Origin of the sequence: Mycobacterium sp. IS-1742 (genome assembly GCF_001500125.1) — a bacterium.
Taxonomy (GTDB): domain Bacteria; phylum Actinomycetota; class Actinomycetes; order Mycobacteriales; family Mycobacteriaceae; genus Mycobacterium.
Genome location: NZ_LQIV01000017.1, coordinates 60890 through 80641 on the forward strand (window position 1 = coordinate 60890; position 19752 = coordinate 80641).

Consider the following 19752-nt stretch of genomic DNA (forward strand, 5'->3'; position numbering starts at 1 on the left):
ATCAGCGGAAAAGTACGCGTAAAGCCGACCATTTCGTCGGAGTCGGCGGCTAGGTTCTAGCTATGCGAATTCTGTTGGTGGGTGCCGGCGGCGTCGGGTCGGCCTTCTGCGCGATCGCCGCGCGCCGCGACTTCTTCGAGCAGATCGTCGTCTGCGACTACGACGAGGCCCGCGCGCGCCAGGCTGCCGAGGCGGTGGGTGACCCGCGGTTCACCCCGGCGCAGGTCGACGCGACGTCGGCGGACGCGGTCGCGGCGCTGGTCGGCGAGCATGCGATCACCCACGTCATGAACGCCGTCGACCCGCGGTTCGTGATGCCGATCTTCACCGGGGCGCTCGCCGGCGGCGCCGACTACCTCGACATGGCGATGAGCCTGTCGCGCCGTCACCCCGATCAGCCCTACGAGCTGACCGGGGTGAAACTGGGCGACGAGCAGTTCGCCGTCGAGGATCGGTGGCGCGATGCGGGCCGGCTGGCGCTCGTCGGCATCGGCGTCGAACCGGGCCTGTCCGACGTGTTCGCCCGCTACGCCGCCGACCACCTGTTCTCCGACATCGACGAACTCGGCACCCGCGACGGGTCGAACCTCACGGTCGAGGGTTATGACTTCGCGCCGTCGTTCTCCATCTGGACCACGATCGAGGAATGCCTCAACCCGCCGGTCATCTGGGAGGACGGCCGCGGCTGGTTCGTCACCGAACCGTTCAGCGAGCCGGAGGTCTTCGACTTCCCCGACGGCATCGGTCCGGTCGAGTGCGTCAACGTCGAGCACGAAGAGGTGCTGCTGATGCCGCGCTGGGTGAAATGCAAACGGGCGACGTTCAAATACGGCCTCGGCGCCGAGTTCATCGACGTGCTCAAGACGCTGCACAAACTGGGCCTGGACCGCACCGACAAGGTGCGGGTGGGAGGTGTCGAGGTGTCACCGCGCGACGTGGTGGCCGCGTGCCTGCCGAACCCGGCCACCCTGGGTCCGAGGATGAAGGGCAAGACCTGCGCGGGTCTCTGGGTGACCGGCATCGGCAAGGACGGCGCTCCGCGCTCGACGTACCTGTACCACGTCGTCGACAACGAGTGGTCCATGACCGAATACGGCCACCAGTGTGTCGTCTGGCAGACGGCCGTCAATCCCGTTGTGGCATTGGAACTCCTGGCGAGCGGCACATGGAGTGGCGCCGGCGTGCTCGGCCCGGAGGCGTTCGATGCGGTGCCGTTCCTGAAACTGCTGACGGCCTACGGATCACCGTGGGGTGTCCGAGAACTCAGCGCTACAGCGGGTTGAGGATGCGCTGCAGGAACTGACGCGTGCGCTCCTCCTTCGGGTCGCCGATCACCGCCTCGGGCGGACCCTGTTCGAGGATGACGCCGCGGTCGGTGAACAGCACCTGATGCGACACCTGCCGCGCGAACTGGATCTCGTGGGTGACCACGACCAGCGTCCACCCCTCGACGGCCAGATCCTTGATGACCGAGAGCACTTCGCCGACGAGCTCGGGGTCCAGGGCCGAGGTCGGCTCGTCGAAGAGAACCACCTTGGGCCGCAGGGCCAACGCTCGTGCGATCCCGACCCGCTGCTGCTGTCCGCCCGAGAGCTGGTACGGGTACTGGTCGCGTTTCTCGGCCAGACCCACCTGGGCGAGCAGGTCGGCCGCGGCCGCCTCGGCCTCCTCCTTCGGGCGCTTCTGCACGACGATCGGACCCTCGGTCACGTTCTGCAGCACCGTCTTGTGGGGGAAGAGATTGTGGGACTGGAAGACGAACCCGCTCTGCATCCGGTAGCGGCGCAACTCGTCCTTGCGCACCGGCTTGCCGAAGTCGACGCTGACGTCACCGATGCAAACCGTTCCGGCATCGGGCACGTCGAGTGCGTTGAGCGCCCGCAGCAGCGTCGTCTTCCCCGACCCCGACGGTCCGATGATCGTCGTCACCGACCCCGCAGGTACCCGGAACGACACCCCTTTGAGTACTTCGTTGTCGCCGAAGGCCTTGTGCAATCCCTCGGCGACCACCCGGTCCTCGGTCATCTCGCCACGTACCTTTCCAGCCGGCGTTCGATGCGGCCCTGGCCGAACGACAACACCAGACAGATCACCCAGTAATACACCGCGGCCGTGCCGTACAGCGCGAAGAACTCGAACGTCGGGGCGGCGACGATCTGCGCCTGCCGCAACAGCTCGGTGACCAGGATGGTCGACGCCAGTGACGTGTCCTTGACCAGCGAGATGAGCGTGTTCGACAGCGGCGGCACGGCCACCCGGGCGGCCTGTGGCAACACGATGCGGCGCAGCGACGTGGCGTAGTTCATGCCGATCGTCTCCGCGGCCTCCCACTGCCCCTTCGGGATGGACAGGATCGCCGAGCGGATGATCTCGGCGGCGTAGCCACCGACGTTGAGCGAGAACGCGATCACCGCGGCCGGGAACGGGTCGATCCGCACCCCGAACTCGGGCAGCGCGAAGAACACGATGAACAACTGCACCAGCAGCGGCGTACCGCGGATCACCGAGATGTAGAAGCGGGCGACGTTGCTCAGCACCACATTGGACGACAGCCGGGCCAGCGCCACTCCGAGCGCGATCACCAGGCCGATCGCGAAACTGATCATGGTCAGCGGAATCGTCATCGTCAGCGCCGCCCGCGCCAGCGGCCACAGATTGTCACCGATCAGCTGCCACGTCGACCGCGGCGCCGCGGCGTCGGCCCGTTCGGGTGCGCCGGAGGCGTTGGCGTTGAGGTACTTCTGCGATATCGACGCGAGCGTGCCGTCGGCGCGCAACTCGTCGAGAGCGCGGTTGAGTTCGGGGAGCAGCCCGCTGTCCTTGCGCGCCGCGAAGCCCTGTTCGCTCTTCTCCCCGACGGTGCCGGCGATCTTGACCGAGGTGTCGCCGGTCTCGGCCAGGTAGGCGTACACCGCGATGCTGTCGTTGACGACGACGTCCACCCGGCCCTGGTTGAGCAGCGTGATGGCCTGGGTGAAACCCTCGACGGCCTCGACCCGGGCGCCGGCTTTGCGCGCCACCTCCGACCAGTTGCTGGTGGCGTTCTCGGCGGCGACCTTGCCCGCCAGGTCGTCGAGCGTGGTGATGGAATCCTCGTCGGCGCGGGTGACGATCACGCCCTCACCCACCGAATACGGCTGCGACAGGTCGTATTTGGCCTGGCGTTCGGCGTTGATGGTGACCTCGTTGGCGACCACGTCGAAGCGGCCGGCCTCGAGTGCGGCGAACATGGAGTCCCACGGCGTCTCGACGAACTCGACCGGCACACCGATTCTGTCGGCCACTGCCCGTGCCACGTCGACGTCGTAGCCGACGAGCTGACCGGCGGCGTCGTGGTAGCTGAACGGGGCGTACACCCCCTCGGTGCCGACGCGCAGCACCCCCGCCGACTTGATCGGTTCGTCGCTGCTGTCCCCGGCCGATGCGCACGATGCCGCGGCCAGGACGGCGAGCAACAGCAGGAGTGCCGAAGAAACCTCACCGGCGGACGCTAACAAGCCCGCCGCGGCGACAGGAGGGTTCTGCTCAGTCCGGGATGTATATCCACGGATGGCGGGGAAGCCGGGCCGGGTCGAACCGGTCGAGGAGTTCGTCGAGGGTGTGGGCCGGCCAGCCGAGTGAGGCGGTGATGCGGGCGAAGGCGCGCCCCACCCCGATCTCGGCGAGTGTCACGGCGCCGTCGCGCTTGGCCAGCCGGGCGCCGTCTTCGTTGAGCACCAGCGGGACGTGGGCGTACGTCGGCTCCGCGAACCCGAGCAGGCGGGCGAGGTAGGCCTGGCGGGGTGAGGAACTGAGCAGGTCGTCGCCGCGCACCACCTGGTCGACACCGGCCGCCGCGTCGTCGACCACCACCGCGAGGTTGTAGGCGGGCACCCCGTCCCCGCGGCGCACCACGAAGTCGTCGACGATGCCGGTGTGCTCACCGTGCAGCAGGTCGGTGACGGTGTAGGTGAGGACGTCGGTGCGCAACCGCAGTGCGGGCGGCCGGCCCGTCTCGCGTCGGCGCGCGGCGCGTTGCGCGTCGGTGAGATCGCGGCAGATACCCGGATACGCGCCCTGCGGTGCGTGCGGCGCGCGGGGTGCCTGCGCGATATCCCTCCTGCTGCAATAGCACTCGTAGACCATGCGGTCGGCGGCCAGACCGTCGATGACGCTGTCGTACCGGTCGCGGTGCGCGGACTGGTATTCGGCGGGCCCGTCCCAGGTCAGTCCGAGTGCGGTCAGGTCGTCGAGTTGCCGGGCGGCGATGTCGGAGTCTGTGCGGTAGTCGAGGTCCTCGACCCGCATGAGGAAGCGTCGGCCGGTGGACCGGGCGAAGAGCCAGGCGAGCACGGCGGTGCGCAGGTTGCCGATGTGCAGATCGGCCGACGGGCTCGGCGCGAACCGGCCCGCGGGAGATCGGGTCACAAGCGCAATCTAGCCCGCTCAGCGCGTCGATTCGGTACCGGACGCCGGAACCCGTACGCTTACTGTGACCGCCGTGGACACATACATTTAGGGGACGCCGTGGCGAAGGACCTGACCCAAGTGCAGCTGCTGACCGAACTCGAACCGGTCGTGGAGGCGAATCTCAACCGGCATCTGCGGATGCGCAAGGACTGGAATCCACACGACTTCATCCCGTGGTCGGACGGCAAGAACTTCTACGCCCTCGGCGGCCAGGACTGGGATCCCGAACAGTCGCAGCTGTCCGAGGTCGCCAGGACGGCGATGGTGCAGAACCTCCTCACCGAGGACAACCTGCCGTCGTACCACCGCGAGATCGCGATGAACTTCGGCCTCGACGGCGCCTGGGGGCAGTGGGTCAACCGCTGGACGGCCGAGGAGAACCGGCACGGCATCGCGCTGCGGGACTACCTGACGGTGACCCGCGCGGTCGACCCGGTCGAACTCGAGGAACTGCGCGTCGAGCAGATGACCCGCGGTTTCTCTCCCGGCCAGAACGGTCAGGGCGAGGCGGCGTTGTTCGCCGGAAGCCTGTTCGACTCGGTCATCTACGTGTCGTTCCAGGAACTCGCGACCCGCGTCTCGCACCGCAACACCGGCAAGGCCTGCAACGACCCGATCGCCGACCAGCTGCTGCAGCGGATCTCCGCCGACGAGAACCTGCACATGATCTTCTACCGCGACGTGTCCGAGGCGGGCTTCGACATCGCGCCCGACCAGGCCATGCACTCGCTGCACCACGTGCTGCGCAACTTCAAGATGCCCGGCTACACCGTTCCCGATTTCCGCCGCAAGGCCGTCGTCATCGCCGTCGGCGGCGTCTACGACCCGCGGATCCACCTCGACGACGTGGTGATGCCGGTGCTCAAGAAGTGGCGCATCTTCGAGCGTGAGGACTTCAGCGGCGAGGCCGCCCGCATGCGCGACGACCTCGGCGTGCTCGTCGAGGAACTCGAGGAGACCTGCGAGAAGTTCGAGACCGCCAAACAGCGCCGCCTCGAACGCGAAGCCAAGATGGCCGAGAAGCGCAACGCCAAGGTGGCCGTATCCGTCTGACTCAGCCGAGCCCCGGCACGATGTCGCCGAGGCTGAAGGTGACCGGCTGCTCGAGCTGCGCGTAGGTGCATGAGCGCGGGTCGCGGTCGGGACGCCAGCGGTTGAACTGCGCGGTGTGGCGGAATCGCCGCCCCTCCATGTGGTCGTAGCGCACCTCGACGACCCGTTTGGGGCGCAACGGCACGAAGGACAGATCCTTGCCCGCGTTCCAGCGTGAGCCGCCGCCGTAGCGGCGCACGACGTCGGGGTCGACGTGGGCGCCCCAGTTCCACGGGTGGTCCTCGAACGCGGTGACCAGCGGCTGCATCTCGGTGAACAGCCGGCGCCGGGTGGCCATCGGGAAGGCGCCGATGACACCGACCGACGCGAGGTCGCCGTCGTCGTCGTAGAGGCCGAGCAGCAGCGAGCCCACCGCGTCGTCGCCCGATTTGTGCAGCCGGTACCCGGCGACCACACAGTCGGCGGTGCGCTGGTGCTTGATCTTGTACATCACCCGTTTGTCGGGCTGGTAGGTCAGCGTCACCGGTTTGGCGACGACACCGTCGAGGCCTGCGCCCTCGAACTCGTGGAACCAGCGCTGCGCGGTGGAGAGGTCGGTGGTCGCGGGGGTGAGGTGGAACGTCGGCCCGCTCTTCTCGAGCACGCGTTCGAGGGTTCCACGCCGCTCGCTGAACGGGCGCGAGGTGTAGTCATCGGTGCCGAGGGCGAGCAGATCGAAGGCGATGAACGCCGCCGGCGTCTTCTCGGCGAGCATCCGCACCCGCGAGGCGGCGGGATGCAGCCTCAGCTGCAACGCCTCGAAGTCCAGGCCGTCCGCGGTGGCGATGACGATCTCCCCGTCGACGACACAGCGTTCGGGCAGTTCGGCCCGCGCCGCGGCGACGAGTTCGGGAAAATAGCGGGTCATCGGGCGTTCGTTGCGGCTGCCCAACTCGACCTCGTCGCCGTCGCGGAAGCAGATCGACCGGAACCCGTCCCATTTCGGCTCGTAGGACAGTGCGGCGGGGTCGTCGGGGAAGTCAGGCACCGACTTGGCCAGCATCGGCCGTATCGGCGGCGAAACGGGAAGTTGCACCCACTCATTGTCACCGAGGACGTACTATACGGTCGTACAGCGCGACGAGAGGCGGCACATGGCCGGATACGACTACATCATCGTCGGTGCGGGCACGGCCGGATGCGTGCTCGCCAACCGGTTGTCGCGGGACCCTGAGGTCACGGTGCTGCTGCTCGAGGCCGGCGGCGGCGACCGCAACCTGTGGTTCCACATTCCCAAGGGTGCGGGGAAGTTGTTCGAGAGCGAAAAGCACATGTGGCACTACCAGACCACGCCGTTCGGGCCCGACTCCCACGTCGAGCAGTGGATGCGCGGCAAGGCGCTGGGCGGGTCCAGTTCCATCAACGGCATGATCTACAACCGGGGCAACCGCGCCGACTACGACGGGCTCGAACGGCTGGGCAACAAGGGCTGGGGCTGGGACGAGATCCTGCCGATCTTCCGATCGTTCGAGGACAACGTGTTCGGTGCATCCCCGACGCGCGGCACCGGCGGGCCGCTGCACATCTCCGTACCGCGGGACCCCGATCCGCTCTGCGAGGAGATGATCGACGCGGCCGGCCGTACCGGTATGACCCGCGTGCAGGACATCAACGAGTCCGACGGAGAGCGCATCGGCTACGCCACGTCGACGATCCGCAACGGACGGCGCGTCAGCGCGGCCACTGCGTTCCTCAGACCCGCGCTGCGCCGACCCAACCTGACCGTGCGCACCCGAGCGATCGTCCGCCGGGTGCTGTTCGACGGTGACCGGGCCGCCGGTGTCGAGGTGGCCACGGGCAAGGGCACCGAGCAGGTGCGCGCCGCTCGTGAGGTGATCATGTCGATGGGCAGCCTGAACTCCCCGAAGCTGCTGCAGCTGTCGGGCATCGGCCCCCGCGACGTGCTCACCGCGGCCGGGGTGGACGTACGCCTCGAACGTGACAACGTCGGCCGGGGGATGCGTGAACACCGCTGCGCGACACTGCGGCTGCGGCTCAAGGAGGACCTCGGGTACAACAAGTACCTCGCGGGCAGCCTCGGGCAGGCGCTCACCGGCATCAAATACCTGGCCAACCGCCGGGGTCCGCTGGCCGCACCGTCCTTCGACGTCGTCGGCTTCGTCAAGGCGCAGTCGGATGCCGATCGGCCCGACGGTCAGGTGATGATGGGCCCGTACACGTTGCCGCCCTACAACGTCGGGGAGCCGGTGAGCATTCAGCGCGAGCCGGGCGTCTCATGTCTGGGCATGGTGCTGCGTCCCACCTCCGAAGGCAGTGTGGAGATCACCTCCGCGGATCCGGCAGGGCCGCTGCGGATCAACCCGAACTATCTGGACAGCGACTACGACCGTGAGACGACGGCGAAGTTGCTGCGCAGGATGCGTGCGCTGTTCGACCAGTCGCCGATCGCCGAACGGATCAGCCACGAGACCTATCCCGGTCCGCACGTCCGGAGCGACGATGAGCTCGTCGACGCGGCGCTCGCCGGCGGCTACTGCGGCTACCACGCCACGGCGACCTGCGCGATGGGGCCGAGTGACGACGATGTCGTCGACAACCAACTGCGGGTCAGGGGCGTCGACGCACTGCGGGTGGTGGACTGTTCGGTGATGCCCACCATGGTGGCGGGCAATCTCAACGGTCCCATGATGGCGATGGCCTGGCGGGCAGCGGATTTCATCGTCCACGGACGGTAGGAAACTGTGCTATACGTATGTATAGCAATCGGAGGGATCTGATATGAGTCGAGTGGCGGTGGTCACCGGCGGTGCGTCGGGGCTGGGTGAGGCGATCTGTGCCGGCCTCGCGGGCGACGGGCATCGGGTGGCGGTGCTCGACGTCGACGACGAGGCCGCACAGAAACTCGCCGCGCGGTTACGGGAGCACGGCGCGCAGGCCGTCGCCGTGGCGGTGGACGTCTCCGACGAAAGCGCGGTGCAGCAGGGGTTCGGCACCGTGAGGAGCGAACTGGGACCGGTGGAGATCCTGGTGACCAGCGCCGCCATCGCCGGGTTCACCCGCTTCGACAAGATCACGCTCGACGAGTGGAACCGGTACCTCGCGGTGAACCTCACCGGTACCTTCCTGTGTATCCGGGAAGCGTTGGCGGACATGGTCGCATCCCGTTGGGGCCGGATCGTGACGATCTCGTCGGCCGCGGGTCAACAGGGTGCGCCGGGGCAGGGCCACTACTCGGCCACCAAGGGCGGCGTGATCGCGTTGACCAAGACCGTGGCGCGCGACTACGCCCGCAAGGGGATCACCGCGAACTCGGTGCCGCCGTTCGCGATCGACTCCCCGATGCTGCGGCAACAGCAGGCCGACGGCAAGCTGCCCCCGGCCGAGATCCTCAACCAGGCCATCCCCGCGGGACGGGTGGGCGCGGCCGAGGATGTGGCCGCGGTCTGCTCGTTCCTGTGTTCGGAGGGTGCGGGTTACGTGACCGGCCAGGTCATCGGTGTCAACGGCGGGGCGGTGCTGTGAACCGCGACACCGCGTTATCGACGGAGGCGCCGCGGTACCCCTTCGACCGCCACACCCCCGAGTACCGGGACAGGTTCCTCGACATCACCCACGAGATGCACCGCACGTGCCCGTTGGCGTGGACGGATGCCTACGACGGTCACTGGGTCGCCGCGGGCAGCGACGCGGTGTTCGAGCTTGCGCGCTGCCCACACGTGTCGAACGACCACGACGTCAACAACGAGCGCCGGGGGTACAAGGGCATCTCCATCCCACGGATGGTGGAGGCGGAGGGCTTCCGCGGCGGCATGCTCGAGATGGACGACCCGGAACACCGGATCTACCGGACGGTCCTCAACCCCTACCTGTCACCGGCGGCTGTCAAGCGCTGGGAGCCGTTCGTCGACGAGATCGTGCGGGCCTGTCTGGACGACCACATCGCAGCGGGGCGCATCGATTTCGTCGACGACCTCGCCAACGTGGTGCCCGCGGTGCTGACCCTGGCGATGCTCGGGGTGCCGCTGGAGAAGTGGCAGATGTACAACGAACCGGCCCACGCGTCGGTGTACACGCCACCGGACTCGCCGGATGCCGCGCGGGTTCGCGAGCTGTACCTGGCGATGGGCGTCGACCTGTTCACCAACCTGGTCGAGATCCGCGAGAACCCCAGGCCGGGGATCATCGACGCGCTGGCGAAGATGCGCATCGACGGTGAGGCGCCGCCCGACATCGAACTCATCGGCATGCTCAATTTGTTGATCGGCGGCGGATTCGACACCACGACGGCGCTGACCGCGCATGCGCTGGAATGGCTCTCGGAGCATCCCGCCGAACGGACTCGGCTGAGCGACGAGCGGGACACCCTGCTGAACCCCGCCACCGAGGAGTTCCTCCGGTACTTCACGCCGGCGCCCGGGGACGGCCGCACCGTCGCCGCGGACATGACGCTCGGCGGCGTCCAGATGCGGGAGGGGCAGCGGTTGTGGTTGTCGTGGGCGATGGCCAACCGGGACCCGGCCGTGTTCAGCGAACCCGACAGGGTAGTTCTCGAACGAAAAGGGAACCGCCACTTCAGCTTCGGGCTCGGCGTGCATCGCTGCATCGGGTCGAACGTGGCGCGCACGGTGTTCAAGTCGATGCTGACCGCGGTGCTGGATCGCATGCCCGACTATCGCTGCCTGCCCGAAGGCGCCGTGCACTACGACAGCATCGGCGTGATCCAGGGTATGCGGCACCTGCCGGCCACCTTCACGCCCGGTACGCCCAAGGGACCGGGAGTCGCCGAGACCGTGGCCAGGCTGCAGCGCATCTGCGACGCGCAGGGGCTGGCACGACCGATCACCGAACTGAAGGACGCGGCGAGGATCGAGGAGTCGGTATGACGGGCGACCGTCCGGTCGCGGTGGTGACCGGAGCCAGTCGCGGCGCCGGCGCGGGGATCGCGCACGCGTTGGGGGCGCACGGCTGCACCGTCTACCTGACGGGTCGCACGGTCCAGACGTGCGACACCGCGGAGAAGGTCACCGCAGCGGGCGGTCAAGGCATCGCGGTCCGGGTCGACCACGGCGACGACGAGCAGGTCGCGGCGTTCTTCGAGCGGGTGGCACACGACCACGGCCGGATCGACATCTTGGTCAACAACGCCGCGATCATCCGCGACGAGATGATGGGGCGCACCAAATTCTGGGAAGAACCGCTCACCGTCATCGACACCCTCGACGTCGGGTTGCGCAGCAGCTATGTCGCGACCGTGTACGCCGCGCCCCTGATGGTGCCCAACCGCAAGGGCCTGGTCGTGTTCACGTCGTCGTCCGGGGCGGTGCACTACGCGTTCGGGCCCGCCTACGGCGTGCCGAAGGCAGGTGTGGACAAGATGGCCGCCGACATGGCTTACGACTTCCGTGACGTCGGCATCGCCGCGGTGTCGATCTGGATGGGATCGCTGCTCACCGACCGCGTCCGGAAGATCATCGCGAGCAACCCCGAGAAGTTCGGCCACATCCTGGCCACCGCCGAAACACCGGAGCTGACCGGCCACGTGATCTGGGAATTGTTCCGCGATCCCGACGTCATGGCGCTCAGCGGACAGACGTTGATCGGGGCCGAACTCGCCGTCCGCTACGGGGTCGCCGACGAGGGCGGACGCCAACCACCCTCGTACCGCGAGCTTTTCGACGTGCATCCGATCCGGCAACAAGCGCATGTGATGCGATAGGCCGATGCGGATCGGACTGACAGGGGGCGGCTCCTCCGTCGACAAGATCGTGGCGCAGGCGCAGCGGGCGGAGGCCGACGGCTTCTCCACGCTGTGGTACGCCAGTTCGGTTGCGGGCGACCCACTGGTGGCGATGGCCATCGCGGGGCGGGCCACCTCGAGCATCGAACTCGGCACCGCAGTACTGCAGACCTACCCGTGTCATCCGCTGTTGCAGGCCAACCGCGCGGCGGCCGCCGCGAACGCGATGGGCCGACCCGGCTTCACCCTGGGCGTCGGGCCGTCGCACGAACCGGTGGTCCGCGAGATCCTCGGTCTGTCCTACGACCACCCGGCCCGCAACACCGGCGAGTATCTGCGCATCCTGACCGGCTTGCTGGCCGGTGAGCGGGTCGACGTCGACGGCACCGACTGGACAACGCACAGCGCGGGCCGGATGGTCACGGTCGAGCATCCGGTGCCGGTTCTGTTGGCGGCGCTGTCACCGCGAATGCTGGCGATCGCTGGACGATTCGCTCACGGGGTCGTGCTGTGGATGGCGTCGGCGGCCGTGATAGCGGCCCGCATCGCACCCGCCCTGCGCGATGCCGCGGCCGCCCACCGGAGAACGGCCCCGCGCATCGTGGCCGGGCTGCCCGTGGCGGTGCACGAGGACACCGCCGAGGCCAGGGCGGCCATCGCGGCGACATCGTCGGGCTATGAGCGAATGGCGAACTACCAGCGGGTCATCCACGCGAGTGGCGGCGCCGGTGCTGCCGATGTCGGGATCGTCGGTGACGAGGCCGCGGTGGCGCGGCAGTTGAGGGACCTGGTCGACGCGGGCGCGACCGACGTGTGGGCGCAACCGGTGGCGGTGGGCGCCGACCGAGGAGAGCGGGCGGCGTCGCTGAACCGCACCCGTGCGCTGCTGAGCGACGTGGCGCGAGCCGGCTAGGTCACTTCCCCCGCGGCCGAGCACCCCGCCCGTAGGTGATGTCAGCCCGCTCGGGGTCCCAGCGGTTGCGGAACACCACATCGGACAGCGGCCGTCGACGGACCGGTCCGTGGCGACCCCGTGGCCAGCCCACCACGATGTGTCCGGCCAGGAACCACTCGTCGGGAATGCCCACGGCATCGCGCAAGACCTGCTCGCCGCCGTAGGAGGCCCAGCTGGTGATGCACGCCCCCAAACCCTGCGCCCGTGCGGCGAGGTAGAAGTTCTGCATGGCCGGGTAGATCGAACCACCCTGCAGGAACTCCGAGGAGAACTCGTTCTTGAACGCGGCGAAGAGCACCGAGGTGAACTCGCCGGCGCGGTCGTGCAGTTCGTAGGTGGCGCGGTTGTTGCGGGCGGCGCGACTGTCGTCGTCGGGAGCGGGACGAGTCATGCCGTAGATGGATTCGATTGAGGTCAGGGCGATTCGGGCCGCCTCGGCAACGGCGGCGCGCTGTTCGGGCCCGTCGAGCACGATGAAACGCCACAGCTGTGCGTTGGCCCCGTTCGGCGCCCACGTGGCGGCCTGCAGGCACCGCTCGAGGGTCTGCTCGTCGACGGGCTCGTCGGTGAACCGCCGGATCGATCGTGCGGTGGACAGCACTTCCCAGACGTCGTTCGTCGGATGCGGCATGACCATTGGTGTACTCGACGCAAGCCGGGGTGTCCAGCGTTCCGATGCTGTACAGTCGTACTGCACATCGACGGTGAGTGACGGGAGTGGCACTGTGAGCGACAGGTTTTCGATGGACGGCAAGGTCGCCGTCATCACCGGCGGCGGCACCGGCATCGGTCGGGCGTCCGCGCTCGTGCTGGCCGAACACGGCGCCGACGTCGTCCTGGCCGGGCGGCGCGCAGAACCGCTCAAGGAGACCGCCGCCGAGATCGAGGCCCTCGGCCGTCGCGCCCTCGCGGTCCCCACCGACGTGACGAAGCCCGACGAGTGCCAGGCGTTGGTCGACGCGGCTCTCGGCGAATTCGGGCGTCTCGACGTGCTGCTCAACAACGCCGGTGGCGGCGAGACGAAGTCGCTGATGAAGTGGACCGACGACGAATGGCATCAGGTCCTCGAGTTGAACCTGTCCAGCGCGTGGTACCTGTCGCGAGCCGCTGCCAAACCCATGATCGCCCAGGGCAAGGGCGCGATCGTCAACATCTCCTCCGGAGCCAGCCTGCTGGCCATGCCGCAGGCGCCGGTGTACGCGGCGGCCAAGGCGGGGCTCAACAACCTGACCGGCTCCATGGCGGCGGCGTGGACCCGCAAGGGGGTGCGGGTCAACTGCATCGCCTGCGGCGCGATCCGCACCCCGGGGCTGGAAGCCGATGCGCAGCGGCAGGGGTTCGACATCGACATGATCGGCCAGACCAACGGTTCGGGACGGATCGCCGACCCCGACGAGATCGGCTACGGCGTCCTGTTCTTCGCCTCCGATGCGTCGAGCTACTGCTCCGGGCAGACGCTCTACATGCACGGCGGACCCGGCCCGGCGGGGGTGTGAGCATGGATGTCAGCCACGTCGGCCTGCGGGTCCGCGACCTCGAGGTGTCCAAGAAGTTCTACGAGGCACTCGGATTCACCGAGGCGAAGCGCCTGACCGTCCCGGATCAGGTGGCGCAAGGTCTGCTGGGCCTGACGCCCCCGATCGGTTTCGAGGCGGCCTATCTGCGCAACGGCGGTGTCGTCCTGCAGCTGCTCACCTTCTCGGGTCATCCGGCACCCGACGAGCCCGAGCGGGGCATGGTGGGCGCCGGACTGACGCATCTGTCGATCGCCGTGACCGATATGGCCGAGGCGCAGGCCGCGGTGACGGCCGCCGGGGGAGTGGTCACCGCCGACCCGGGTGGGGGATATGCCTGCATGATCCGCGATCCGGACGGTCAGCTCCTCGAGTTGGTCAACGAGAAGGTGCGCCCGCTCAACGAAGTTCGGTGACCATCGCGGCGTACCGGTCGAGGAACGCCGCTGTGGCCGACGGGTCGTCCCCGTCCCGTCGGCCACCACCGACCACCGCCCGGGTGAACCCGAGGTCGCGGTACCGGGCGAGACGGTTCTCCGACGGGTCGCCCCACGCCATCACCGTCAAGTCCAGCGTGGCCGGATCCCGGCCGGCGTCCTCGGCCCGCCTCGTGAAGTCCGCCACCGCCGCAGGAAGATCCCGGTATGCGGCATCGCCCGGCAGCCACCCGTCGGCCCAGGGCAGGCATTCTCCGATCGCCTTCGGGCCCGTCGCTGCGGCGAGCAACGGCGGTCCGGCCTGCTGCTGCGGCTTGGGGTGGCACCACACCGGCGCGAAATCGTAGAACTCGCCGTGATGCTCTGCCTCGTCCTCGGTCCACAACACGTGCAGCGCGGCGACCATATCGGCCAGCGCCCGGTAGCGGTCCGCCCAGGCGACAGAACTCGCGGTAGCGAGTTCGGCACGCACCCCGACGCCGACGCCCAGTAGAAGTCGGCCGGCACTGAACCGGTCGAGCGTCGCGACCTGCTTTGCGAACGTGAACAATTCATGCTCCAGCGGCAGCGCGACCGCGGTGCCGAGCCGCAGCGTCGAGGTGGCCTGCGCGGCGGCGAGCAGGGACAGCAGCGGGTCCCAGATGCGCTGCTGTGCGTGCAGCAGCGCCTGCGGCATCGAGCCCGCGGCCGACACCGGGATCTGCGGGTGCTCACCGACCCACAGCGACTCGAACCCACGGTCTTCCAGCTCTTTTGCGAGGACCGCGGGGGCGAGGTCACTGGGGGTGTTCATGCTGACGAATCCGATGTGCATCGACTCTCCCTCGGGCACGGTGCAGTGCTGTACGATCGTACAGGTGAGTCGCCTGTATTACGACCCCTACAACGTCGAGATCGACGTCGACCCGTATCCGGTGTACAAGCGGCTACGTGACGAAGCGCCGTTGTACTACAACGAGAAGTTCGATTTCTGGGCGCTGAGCCACTTCGCCGATGTCGACTCCGCGCTGAAGGACGTCGACAACCTGAGCAACGCGAAAGGTGACATCCTCGAGGTCGTCAAGGCCGAACCTGTGATGCCGGACGGCGTCTTCATCAATGAGGACCCGCCGATGCACACCGTGCACCGGCTGCTGGTGTCGCGAGCGTTCACCCCGCGCAAGATGAAGGCGATCGAGGAACAGGTCAGGGCGTTCTGCCAGGCGTGCCTGAATCCGCTGACGGGCGGTGACCGTTTCGACTTCACCCTCGACCTCGGTTCCGAGATGCCGATGCGGGTGATCGGGATGCTGGTCGGGATGCCGGACTCGTTGCAGCGAAGTGTCCGCAAGGTCGCGGGCGCGCGGCTGCGAAACAAGCCGGGTGAGCCGCTGCCGGTGAAGAAGGACAACTACTTCAACGGCAACATGTTTCGGGACTACGTCGCATGGCGGAAGGACAACCCGTCCGACGACCTCGTCACCGAACTGCTCGACGTCGAGTTCGACGACATCGACGGGCGGAAGCGCAAGTTACGAGACGAGGAGCTCCTGGTGTTCCTCGGCGTCATCGCCAACGCCGGTACCGAAACCGTGGGCCGACTGTTCGGCTGGCTGGGCAAGATGCTCGCCGACCATCCGGATCAGCGCCGGGAACTCGCGGCCGACCCGTCGCTGATTCCCGGGGCCATCGAGGAGATCCTGCGCATGGAGCCCCCGGTGCACAACATCGCCCGCTACGTGGCCAAAGACGTGGAATACCAAGGCCGGACGGTGCCGGCAGGCAGCGCGCTGCTACTGATGGCAGGTGCGGCGAACCGGGATGAGCGCAAGTTCGCCGATCCCGACGTGTTCGACATCCGGCGCAATCCCAACCACCTCACCTTCGGGCGTGGCGCGCACTTCTGCCTCGGGACGTCGCTGGCCCGCATCGAGGGGCGTATCGCGCTGGAGGAGATCCTGAAGCGCTGGCCGGACTGGACGATCGACGAGCGCAATGCCGTGCGCGCCCCGACGGCGACGGTGCGCGGCTGGGATTCGATGCCCGCGATCGTCGGCTAACACGGGCGTACCGGCATGTTGAGCCGGCTGTCCGGGCCCGGCACCGGTGCGAACTCCATTGCCCAGGCCGGCTTCCCGTGCTGGGCCACCCAGCACGTGCCGCTGGCCCCCGCCGGGGCGGCCAACGCGACCAGCACCGCATCGGCGATGGCCTCGGGTTCCATAACGGGCACGCCGAATCGCTCGACCAGGGGGCGCCGGTCACCCAGCACGCCCGTCTCGGTGATGCCCGGGCAGATGGTGTGCACCGCAATGCCTTCGGCGGCCAGGTTCGGGGCGATCGAGCGCATGAACCCGACGACCGCGTGCTTGCCCAGCGAGTAGACCGGGTCGGGGTGCCAGGGCATCAGCCCGGCCAACGAGGACGTCGCCAGGATCGCCCGGTCCCGGCCGCCCAGTGAGCGCATGGTGCGAACCGCGGCTCGGGCGCCGAACACCACGCCGTCGACGTTCACCCCGACCGAGCGCCGGTACTGAGCGAGGTCGAGCGAGCCGATGTCGCCCGACCAGTCGATGGTGATCCCGGCGTTCAGGAAGGCGACATCCAGCCCGCCGAGGCCGGCGACGCACGCGGTGAAAGTCTTCTCGATCTGCTCCGGGTCGGTCACGTCGCAACGGAACCCGAGACCGCCGAGCGGTTCGGCCACCGCCTCGGCCGCCGAGCCGTCGATGTCGACGACGCACACGCGCATGCCTTCGGCGGCCAGGCGCACAGCGGTGGCTCGGCCGATGCCCGACGCGCCGCCGGTCACCAGCGCGACGCGACCGGCGAGGTTCACACCGTCACCACCGATCGACGGGATCGTCCAGCTTCAGCGGGCGCAGGTAGGAGGCGTCGGTCGTGTCCCACTTGCCCTTGATGAATCCCTGCACCGCGCCCTTGCCCAGGATCGATGAGTCACCGCTGATCATCCACTCGATGGTGCAGCGGCGCAGGGCGATCTTCCAGACTCCGTCGCGGCGCTCCAGCCGGTCGATGTAGCGACCGCCCATCAACGACACGATCTTGCCGCCCTTGACCCGCATCGCGCCCATCACGTAGCTCTCGGCATGCGCGACGTCGCCGTCGATCTCACAGGTATGGGTGGTGATGTTGTGCAGATGGTCCTCGAACACCGCGGTGTGGGCCTGGTTGGCCCAATCTCCGTACTCAGGGCCGGTTTTGACCGTCGGACCATGCTCGTCGATGCCGTCATCGAAGTACACGCTGCCCATCAGTTCGGCGTCGTGGCGGTCATGGCCGCGGGCCTGGTTCATCACGCAGTCGAGGATGGCGGTGCGGTCCTCGAGAAACTGCACGCGTCGACGAAGTTGTTCCATCTCATCGGAATTCGTCATGGTCGTCCTTTCGCGCGGTGATAGTTGTACGATTGTATAGCAGACCAGGCGACGCAGGCCCGGTGCACGACGTGGAAGAGAGCGTGCGATGCCCAAGCGGATGATCTTCACCCTGCTGGTGATGGACTCCATCGGACACAATTTCCACGGCAGCTGGCGCCACCCCGATGCCCGCAACCGCGACTACAAGCGAAGCGATCTGTGGGTCGACCTGGCCAAGAAGGCGGAGCAGGCGAAGGTCGACGCGTTCTTCTTCACCGACGTCATGGGAGTCCAGGGCGAGTACAACGGATCCCGCGACATCATCTTCGAGATGGCGATGAACGTGCCGATCGCCGACTGCACCATGCTGATCCCGGCGCTGGCCCGCGAGACCGAGGACATCGGCTTCCTCTACACCAGTTCGGTGATCTCGCATCACCCGTTCGTATTCTCCCGCGCCGCCTCGACGCTCGACCACCTCTCGGACGGCCGGGTCGGGTGGAACATCGTCACCTCGGCCAACGAGAAGGCGTTCCGCAATCTCGGACTGCCCGGCGATCTGTCGCACGATGAACGCTACGCGTGGGCGGAGGAGTACGTCGACGTCACCTACAAGCTCTGGGAAGGTTCGTGGGACGTCGACGCCATCGTCGACGACCCGGGCAAGGGCGTCTACGCGGACCCGTCGAAAGTCCACGACATCAACCATTCCGGCGAACGCTACCGCGTCGAAGGCTTCAACCTGATGGAGCCGTCACCCCAGCGCACGCCGGTGCTCGCCCAAGCCGGCGGCTCACCAGTCGGGCTCGACTTCGCGAGCCGCCACGCGGAACTGATGTTCCTGTCGGCGTATTCGCTGGAAACCATTGCGCAGCAGGTCGGTACGGTCCGGGGACTCGCACGCGCCAAGGGACGCCACGACGGTGACATCCTCTTTCTGCAGGGGATGATGTTCGTCATCGGAAGCACCGACGAGGAGGCGTTCCGGAAGTGGGGTGAGCTCGAGGAGTGGCGCAGTCCCGAGGCGCAGACGGCGTACTTCTCCAGCCTGAGCGGCATGGATCTGGGCCGCTTCGATCCGGCTACGCCGCTCGAAGACATCATCGACGAGATTCCCGGCATCCAGGGCGCGTTCCTGGCGGTGATCAACGCCTGGCCCGAGGGGGCCAAGCCGACCGTCAAGGACTTCCTGACATCGCTGTCGTTGCCACAGATGGTGGTCGGCTCGCCGGAGACGATAGCCGCGAGGCTCCTGGAGTATCAGCACGCCGGTGTGGACGGCGTGCAGGTGATGAACGCGATGTTGCCGCAGAGCTACGACGAGTTCTTCGAGCACCTGGTGCCGGTGCTGCAGGCCGAGGGCCTGATGCAGACGGAGTACCGGCCCGGGACGTTGCGGCAGAAGCTGTTCGATGCCGCGACACCGGACATCTCGGAGCGCCACCCGGCGCACGGATACCGGGGGATGTTCTGCTGAGTCAGCGGATGCGCTTGCGTCCGGTCGGTTTCCGCTTGGCCGGCGGTTCCACCGAGTCGAGATGGCGTTCGAACGCCTCGATCAACTCGGCGTGCGCCATCTCGACCCCTACGCCCTTCTCGAGATTGAGGAACTTCGGCAGGCTCGACAGCAACAACTGTGTGGCGGGCAAAGACAGATCGCCCCATGGACGCGCGTCCTCGCCGAACTTCGCTGCGAGCGCGTCCAATTGGAGCTTGCGCACGCTCTCGGTCACGGCGGCGATCTCGGCACGGATGGTCTTGCGGTGGTTCCCCAGCGCCATGAACTCGGTCATGAGCGTCCCGGTTGCCTCGTCCCAGCTGTACTCCCACAGTGCGCGGAGCGGATCCTCGGCGCGCCTCTCCATGATCTTGTGGAGATGGGCGAGGTTGCGTTCGGAGTAGCGCCGGATCGCGGCGATGAAGACGTCGTCGAGGGTGGGGAAGTAGTACTGCACCAGGCTGGGGGTGACTCCGGCCTTGGCGGCCAGCGCGCGGTAGGTGACGCTCGCATAGCCCTCGTCGAGCATCATCTTTTCGACACAGTCGAGCAGCGTGTCCCTGGTCTTGGACGTTTCGGCGCCGACGCGCCGCGACGATGTCGCCATGGCCGTATTTTGTCATCAATCGGCCTGTACCGATGTACAGCGGGATTGTTCGCGTCGCTGTTGTCGGTGACGGTCGTCGCGATCTGACCATGACCCACCCAACCTCCTCGGTGGCAGCCACGCTGTGGATAACTCCGCCCTGT

20 protein-coding genes are annotated in these 19752 nt (G+C 67.7%); 11 read left to right on the plus strand and 9 right to left on the minus strand.

Features of this window, described 5'->3' with window-relative positions; translation table 11 throughout:
• The first annotated feature begins 62 nt into the window (after positions 1-62).
• Positions 63-1283 (plus strand): saccharopine dehydrogenase family protein, encoded by a 1221-nt coding sequence (locus AU196_RS12540; RefSeq protein ID WP_059095395.1) that lies wholly within the window; start codon positions 63-65, stop codon positions 1281-1283.
• Here the strand turns inward: AU196_RS12540 and AU196_RS12545 are convergent.
• From AU196_RS12545 to gluQRS, 3 genes are all read right to left on the minus strand, one after another.
• Positions 1270-2025, minus strand: a complete 756-nt coding sequence (locus tag AU196_RS12545) for an amino acid ABC transporter ATP-binding protein (RefSeq protein WP_059095396.1) — start codon at positions 2023-2025, stop codon at positions 1270-1272. The two genes, AU196_RS12540 and AU196_RS12545, sit on opposite strands and share 14 nt — an antisense overlap.
• A complete protein-coding gene (locus AU196_RS25140; RefSeq protein WP_082695702.1) occupies positions 2022-3461 on the minus strand; it encodes an ABC transporter permease subunit in 1440 nt (479 codons plus the stop codon). Before AU196_RS25140 ends, AU196_RS12545 begins: the two co-directional genes overlap by 4 nt.
• Positions 3462-3525: 64 nt before the next feature.
• On the minus strand, positions 3526-4407 hold the full coding sequence (gene gluQRS, locus AU196_RS12560) for a tRNA glutamyl-Q(34) synthetase GluQRS (RefSeq protein ID WP_059095397.1): 882 nt from the start codon (positions 4405-4407) through the stop codon (positions 3526-3528).
• Positions 4408-4506: 99 nt separating this feature from the next.
• On the opposite strand from gluQRS, the gene AU196_RS12565 reads away from it, so the two are divergent.
• Positions 4507-5502: an acyl-ACP desaturase gene (locus tag AU196_RS12565; protein WP_059095398.1), complete on the plus strand. Its 996-nt coding sequence runs from the start codon at positions 4507-4509 to the stop codon at positions 5500-5502.
• 1 nt (position 5503) lies between these two features.
• Here the strand turns inward: AU196_RS12565 and AU196_RS12570 are convergent, their stop codons facing one another.
• On the minus strand, positions 5504-6577 hold the full coding sequence (locus AU196_RS12570; RefSeq protein ID WP_059095399.1) for an ATP-dependent DNA ligase: 1074 nt from the start codon (positions 6575-6577) through the stop codon (positions 5504-5506).
• A gap of 58 nt (positions 6578-6635) precedes the next feature.
• Here AU196_RS12570 and AU196_RS12575 point away from each other — a divergent pair, with 58 nt between their 5' ends.
• The 5 genes from AU196_RS12575 to AU196_RS12595 are packed head-to-tail and all read left to right on the plus strand — an operon-like array spanning position 6636 to position 12152.
• Positions 6636-8237: a GMC family oxidoreductase gene (locus AU196_RS12575; protein WP_059095400.1), complete on the plus strand. Its 1602-nt coding sequence runs from the start codon at positions 6636-6638 to the stop codon at positions 8235-8237.
• A 43-nt stretch (positions 8238-8280) separates the two neighbouring features.
• Complete coding sequence (locus AU196_RS12580) at positions 8281-9024, plus strand: SDR family oxidoreductase (protein WP_059095401.1); 744 nt, start codon at positions 8281-8283, stop codon at positions 9022-9024.
• Positions 9021-10385 (plus strand): cytochrome P450, encoded by a 1365-nt coding sequence (locus AU196_RS12585; RefSeq protein ID WP_059095402.1) that lies wholly within the window; start codon positions 9021-9023, stop codon positions 10383-10385. The genes AU196_RS12580 and AU196_RS12585 overlap by 4 nt, the downstream gene beginning before the upstream one ends.
• Positions 10382-11218 (plus strand): SDR family NAD(P)-dependent oxidoreductase, encoded by an 837-nt coding sequence (locus AU196_RS12590; protein WP_059095403.1) that lies wholly within the window; start codon positions 10382-10384, stop codon positions 11216-11218. The genes AU196_RS12585 and AU196_RS12590 overlap by 4 nt, the downstream gene beginning before the upstream one ends.
• 4 nt (positions 11219-11222) lie before the next feature.
• Positions 11223-12152 (plus strand): TIGR03564 family F420-dependent LLM class oxidoreductase, encoded by a 930-nt coding sequence (locus tag AU196_RS12595; protein WP_059095404.1) that lies wholly within the window; start codon positions 11223-11225, stop codon positions 12150-12152.
• A gap of 1 nt (position 12153) precedes the next feature.
• Here the strand turns inward: AU196_RS12595 and AU196_RS12600 are convergent, their stop codons facing one another.
• Positions 12154-12825 carry a nitroreductase family protein gene (locus AU196_RS12600; RefSeq protein ID WP_157546281.1) on the minus strand — a complete coding sequence of 224 codons (672 nt, stop codon included), beginning with the start codon at positions 12823-12825 and terminating at the stop codon, positions 12154-12156.
• Between the two features lie 94 nt (positions 12826-12919).
• Here AU196_RS12600 and AU196_RS12605 point away from each other — a divergent pair, with 94 nt between their 5' ends.
• Together AU196_RS12605 and AU196_RS12610 are read left to right on the plus strand one after the other, a co-directional pair.
• Positions 12920-13690, plus strand: coding sequence for an SDR family NAD(P)-dependent oxidoreductase (locus AU196_RS12605; protein ID WP_059095406.1), 771 nt, complete (start codon positions 12920-12922; stop codon positions 13688-13690).
• Positions 13691-13692: 2 nt separating this feature from the next.
• Entirely contained in the window at positions 13693-14124 is a 432-nt protein-coding gene (locus AU196_RS12610) for a VOC family protein (RefSeq protein WP_059095407.1), read from the plus strand.
• On the opposite strand, the gene AU196_RS12615 is transcribed toward AU196_RS12610, so the two are convergent.
• The gene (locus tag AU196_RS12615; RefSeq protein WP_059095433.1) at positions 14108-14959 is read right to left on the minus strand and encodes a TIGR03619 family F420-dependent LLM class oxidoreductase; all 852 of its coding nucleotides are present in this window, start codon (positions 14957-14959) and stop codon (positions 14108-14110) included. The two genes, AU196_RS12610 and AU196_RS12615, sit on opposite strands and share 17 nt — an antisense overlap.
• Before the next feature lie 43 nt (positions 14960-15002).
• On the opposite strand from AU196_RS12615, the gene AU196_RS12620 reads away from it, so the two are divergent.
• Positions 15003-16184, plus strand: coding sequence for a cytochrome P450 (locus tag AU196_RS12620; RefSeq protein WP_059095434.1), 1182 nt, complete (start codon positions 15003-15005; stop codon positions 16182-16184).
• Here AU196_RS12620 and AU196_RS12625 read toward each other — a convergent pair.
• Complete coding sequence (locus AU196_RS12625; RefSeq protein ID WP_059095408.1) at positions 16181-16963, minus strand: SDR family oxidoreductase; 783 nt, start codon at positions 16961-16963, stop codon at positions 16181-16183. The two genes, AU196_RS12620 and AU196_RS12625, sit on opposite strands and share 4 nt — an antisense overlap.
• 4 nt (positions 16964-16967) lie before the next feature.
• The gene (locus AU196_RS12630) at positions 16968-17522 is read right to left on the minus strand and encodes a nuclear transport factor 2 family protein (protein ID WP_059095409.1); all 555 of its coding nucleotides are present in this window, start codon (positions 17520-17522) and stop codon (positions 16968-16970) included.
• An 88-nt stretch (positions 17523-17610) separates the two neighbouring features.
• Between AU196_RS12630 and AU196_RS12635 the strand changes: the two genes are divergently transcribed.
• The gene (locus tag AU196_RS12635; protein WP_059095410.1) at positions 17611-18981 is read left to right on the plus strand and encodes an LLM class flavin-dependent oxidoreductase; all 1371 of its coding nucleotides are present in this window, start codon (positions 17611-17613) and stop codon (positions 18979-18981) included.
• Position 18982: 1 nt separating this feature from the next.
• Here AU196_RS12635 and AU196_RS12640 read toward each other — a convergent pair whose 3' ends face one another.
• On the minus strand, positions 18983-19609 hold the full coding sequence (locus tag AU196_RS12640; RefSeq protein ID WP_059095411.1) for a TetR/AcrR family transcriptional regulator: 627 nt from the start codon (positions 19607-19609) through the stop codon (positions 18983-18985).
• Positions 19610-19752 lie beyond the last annotated feature (143 nt).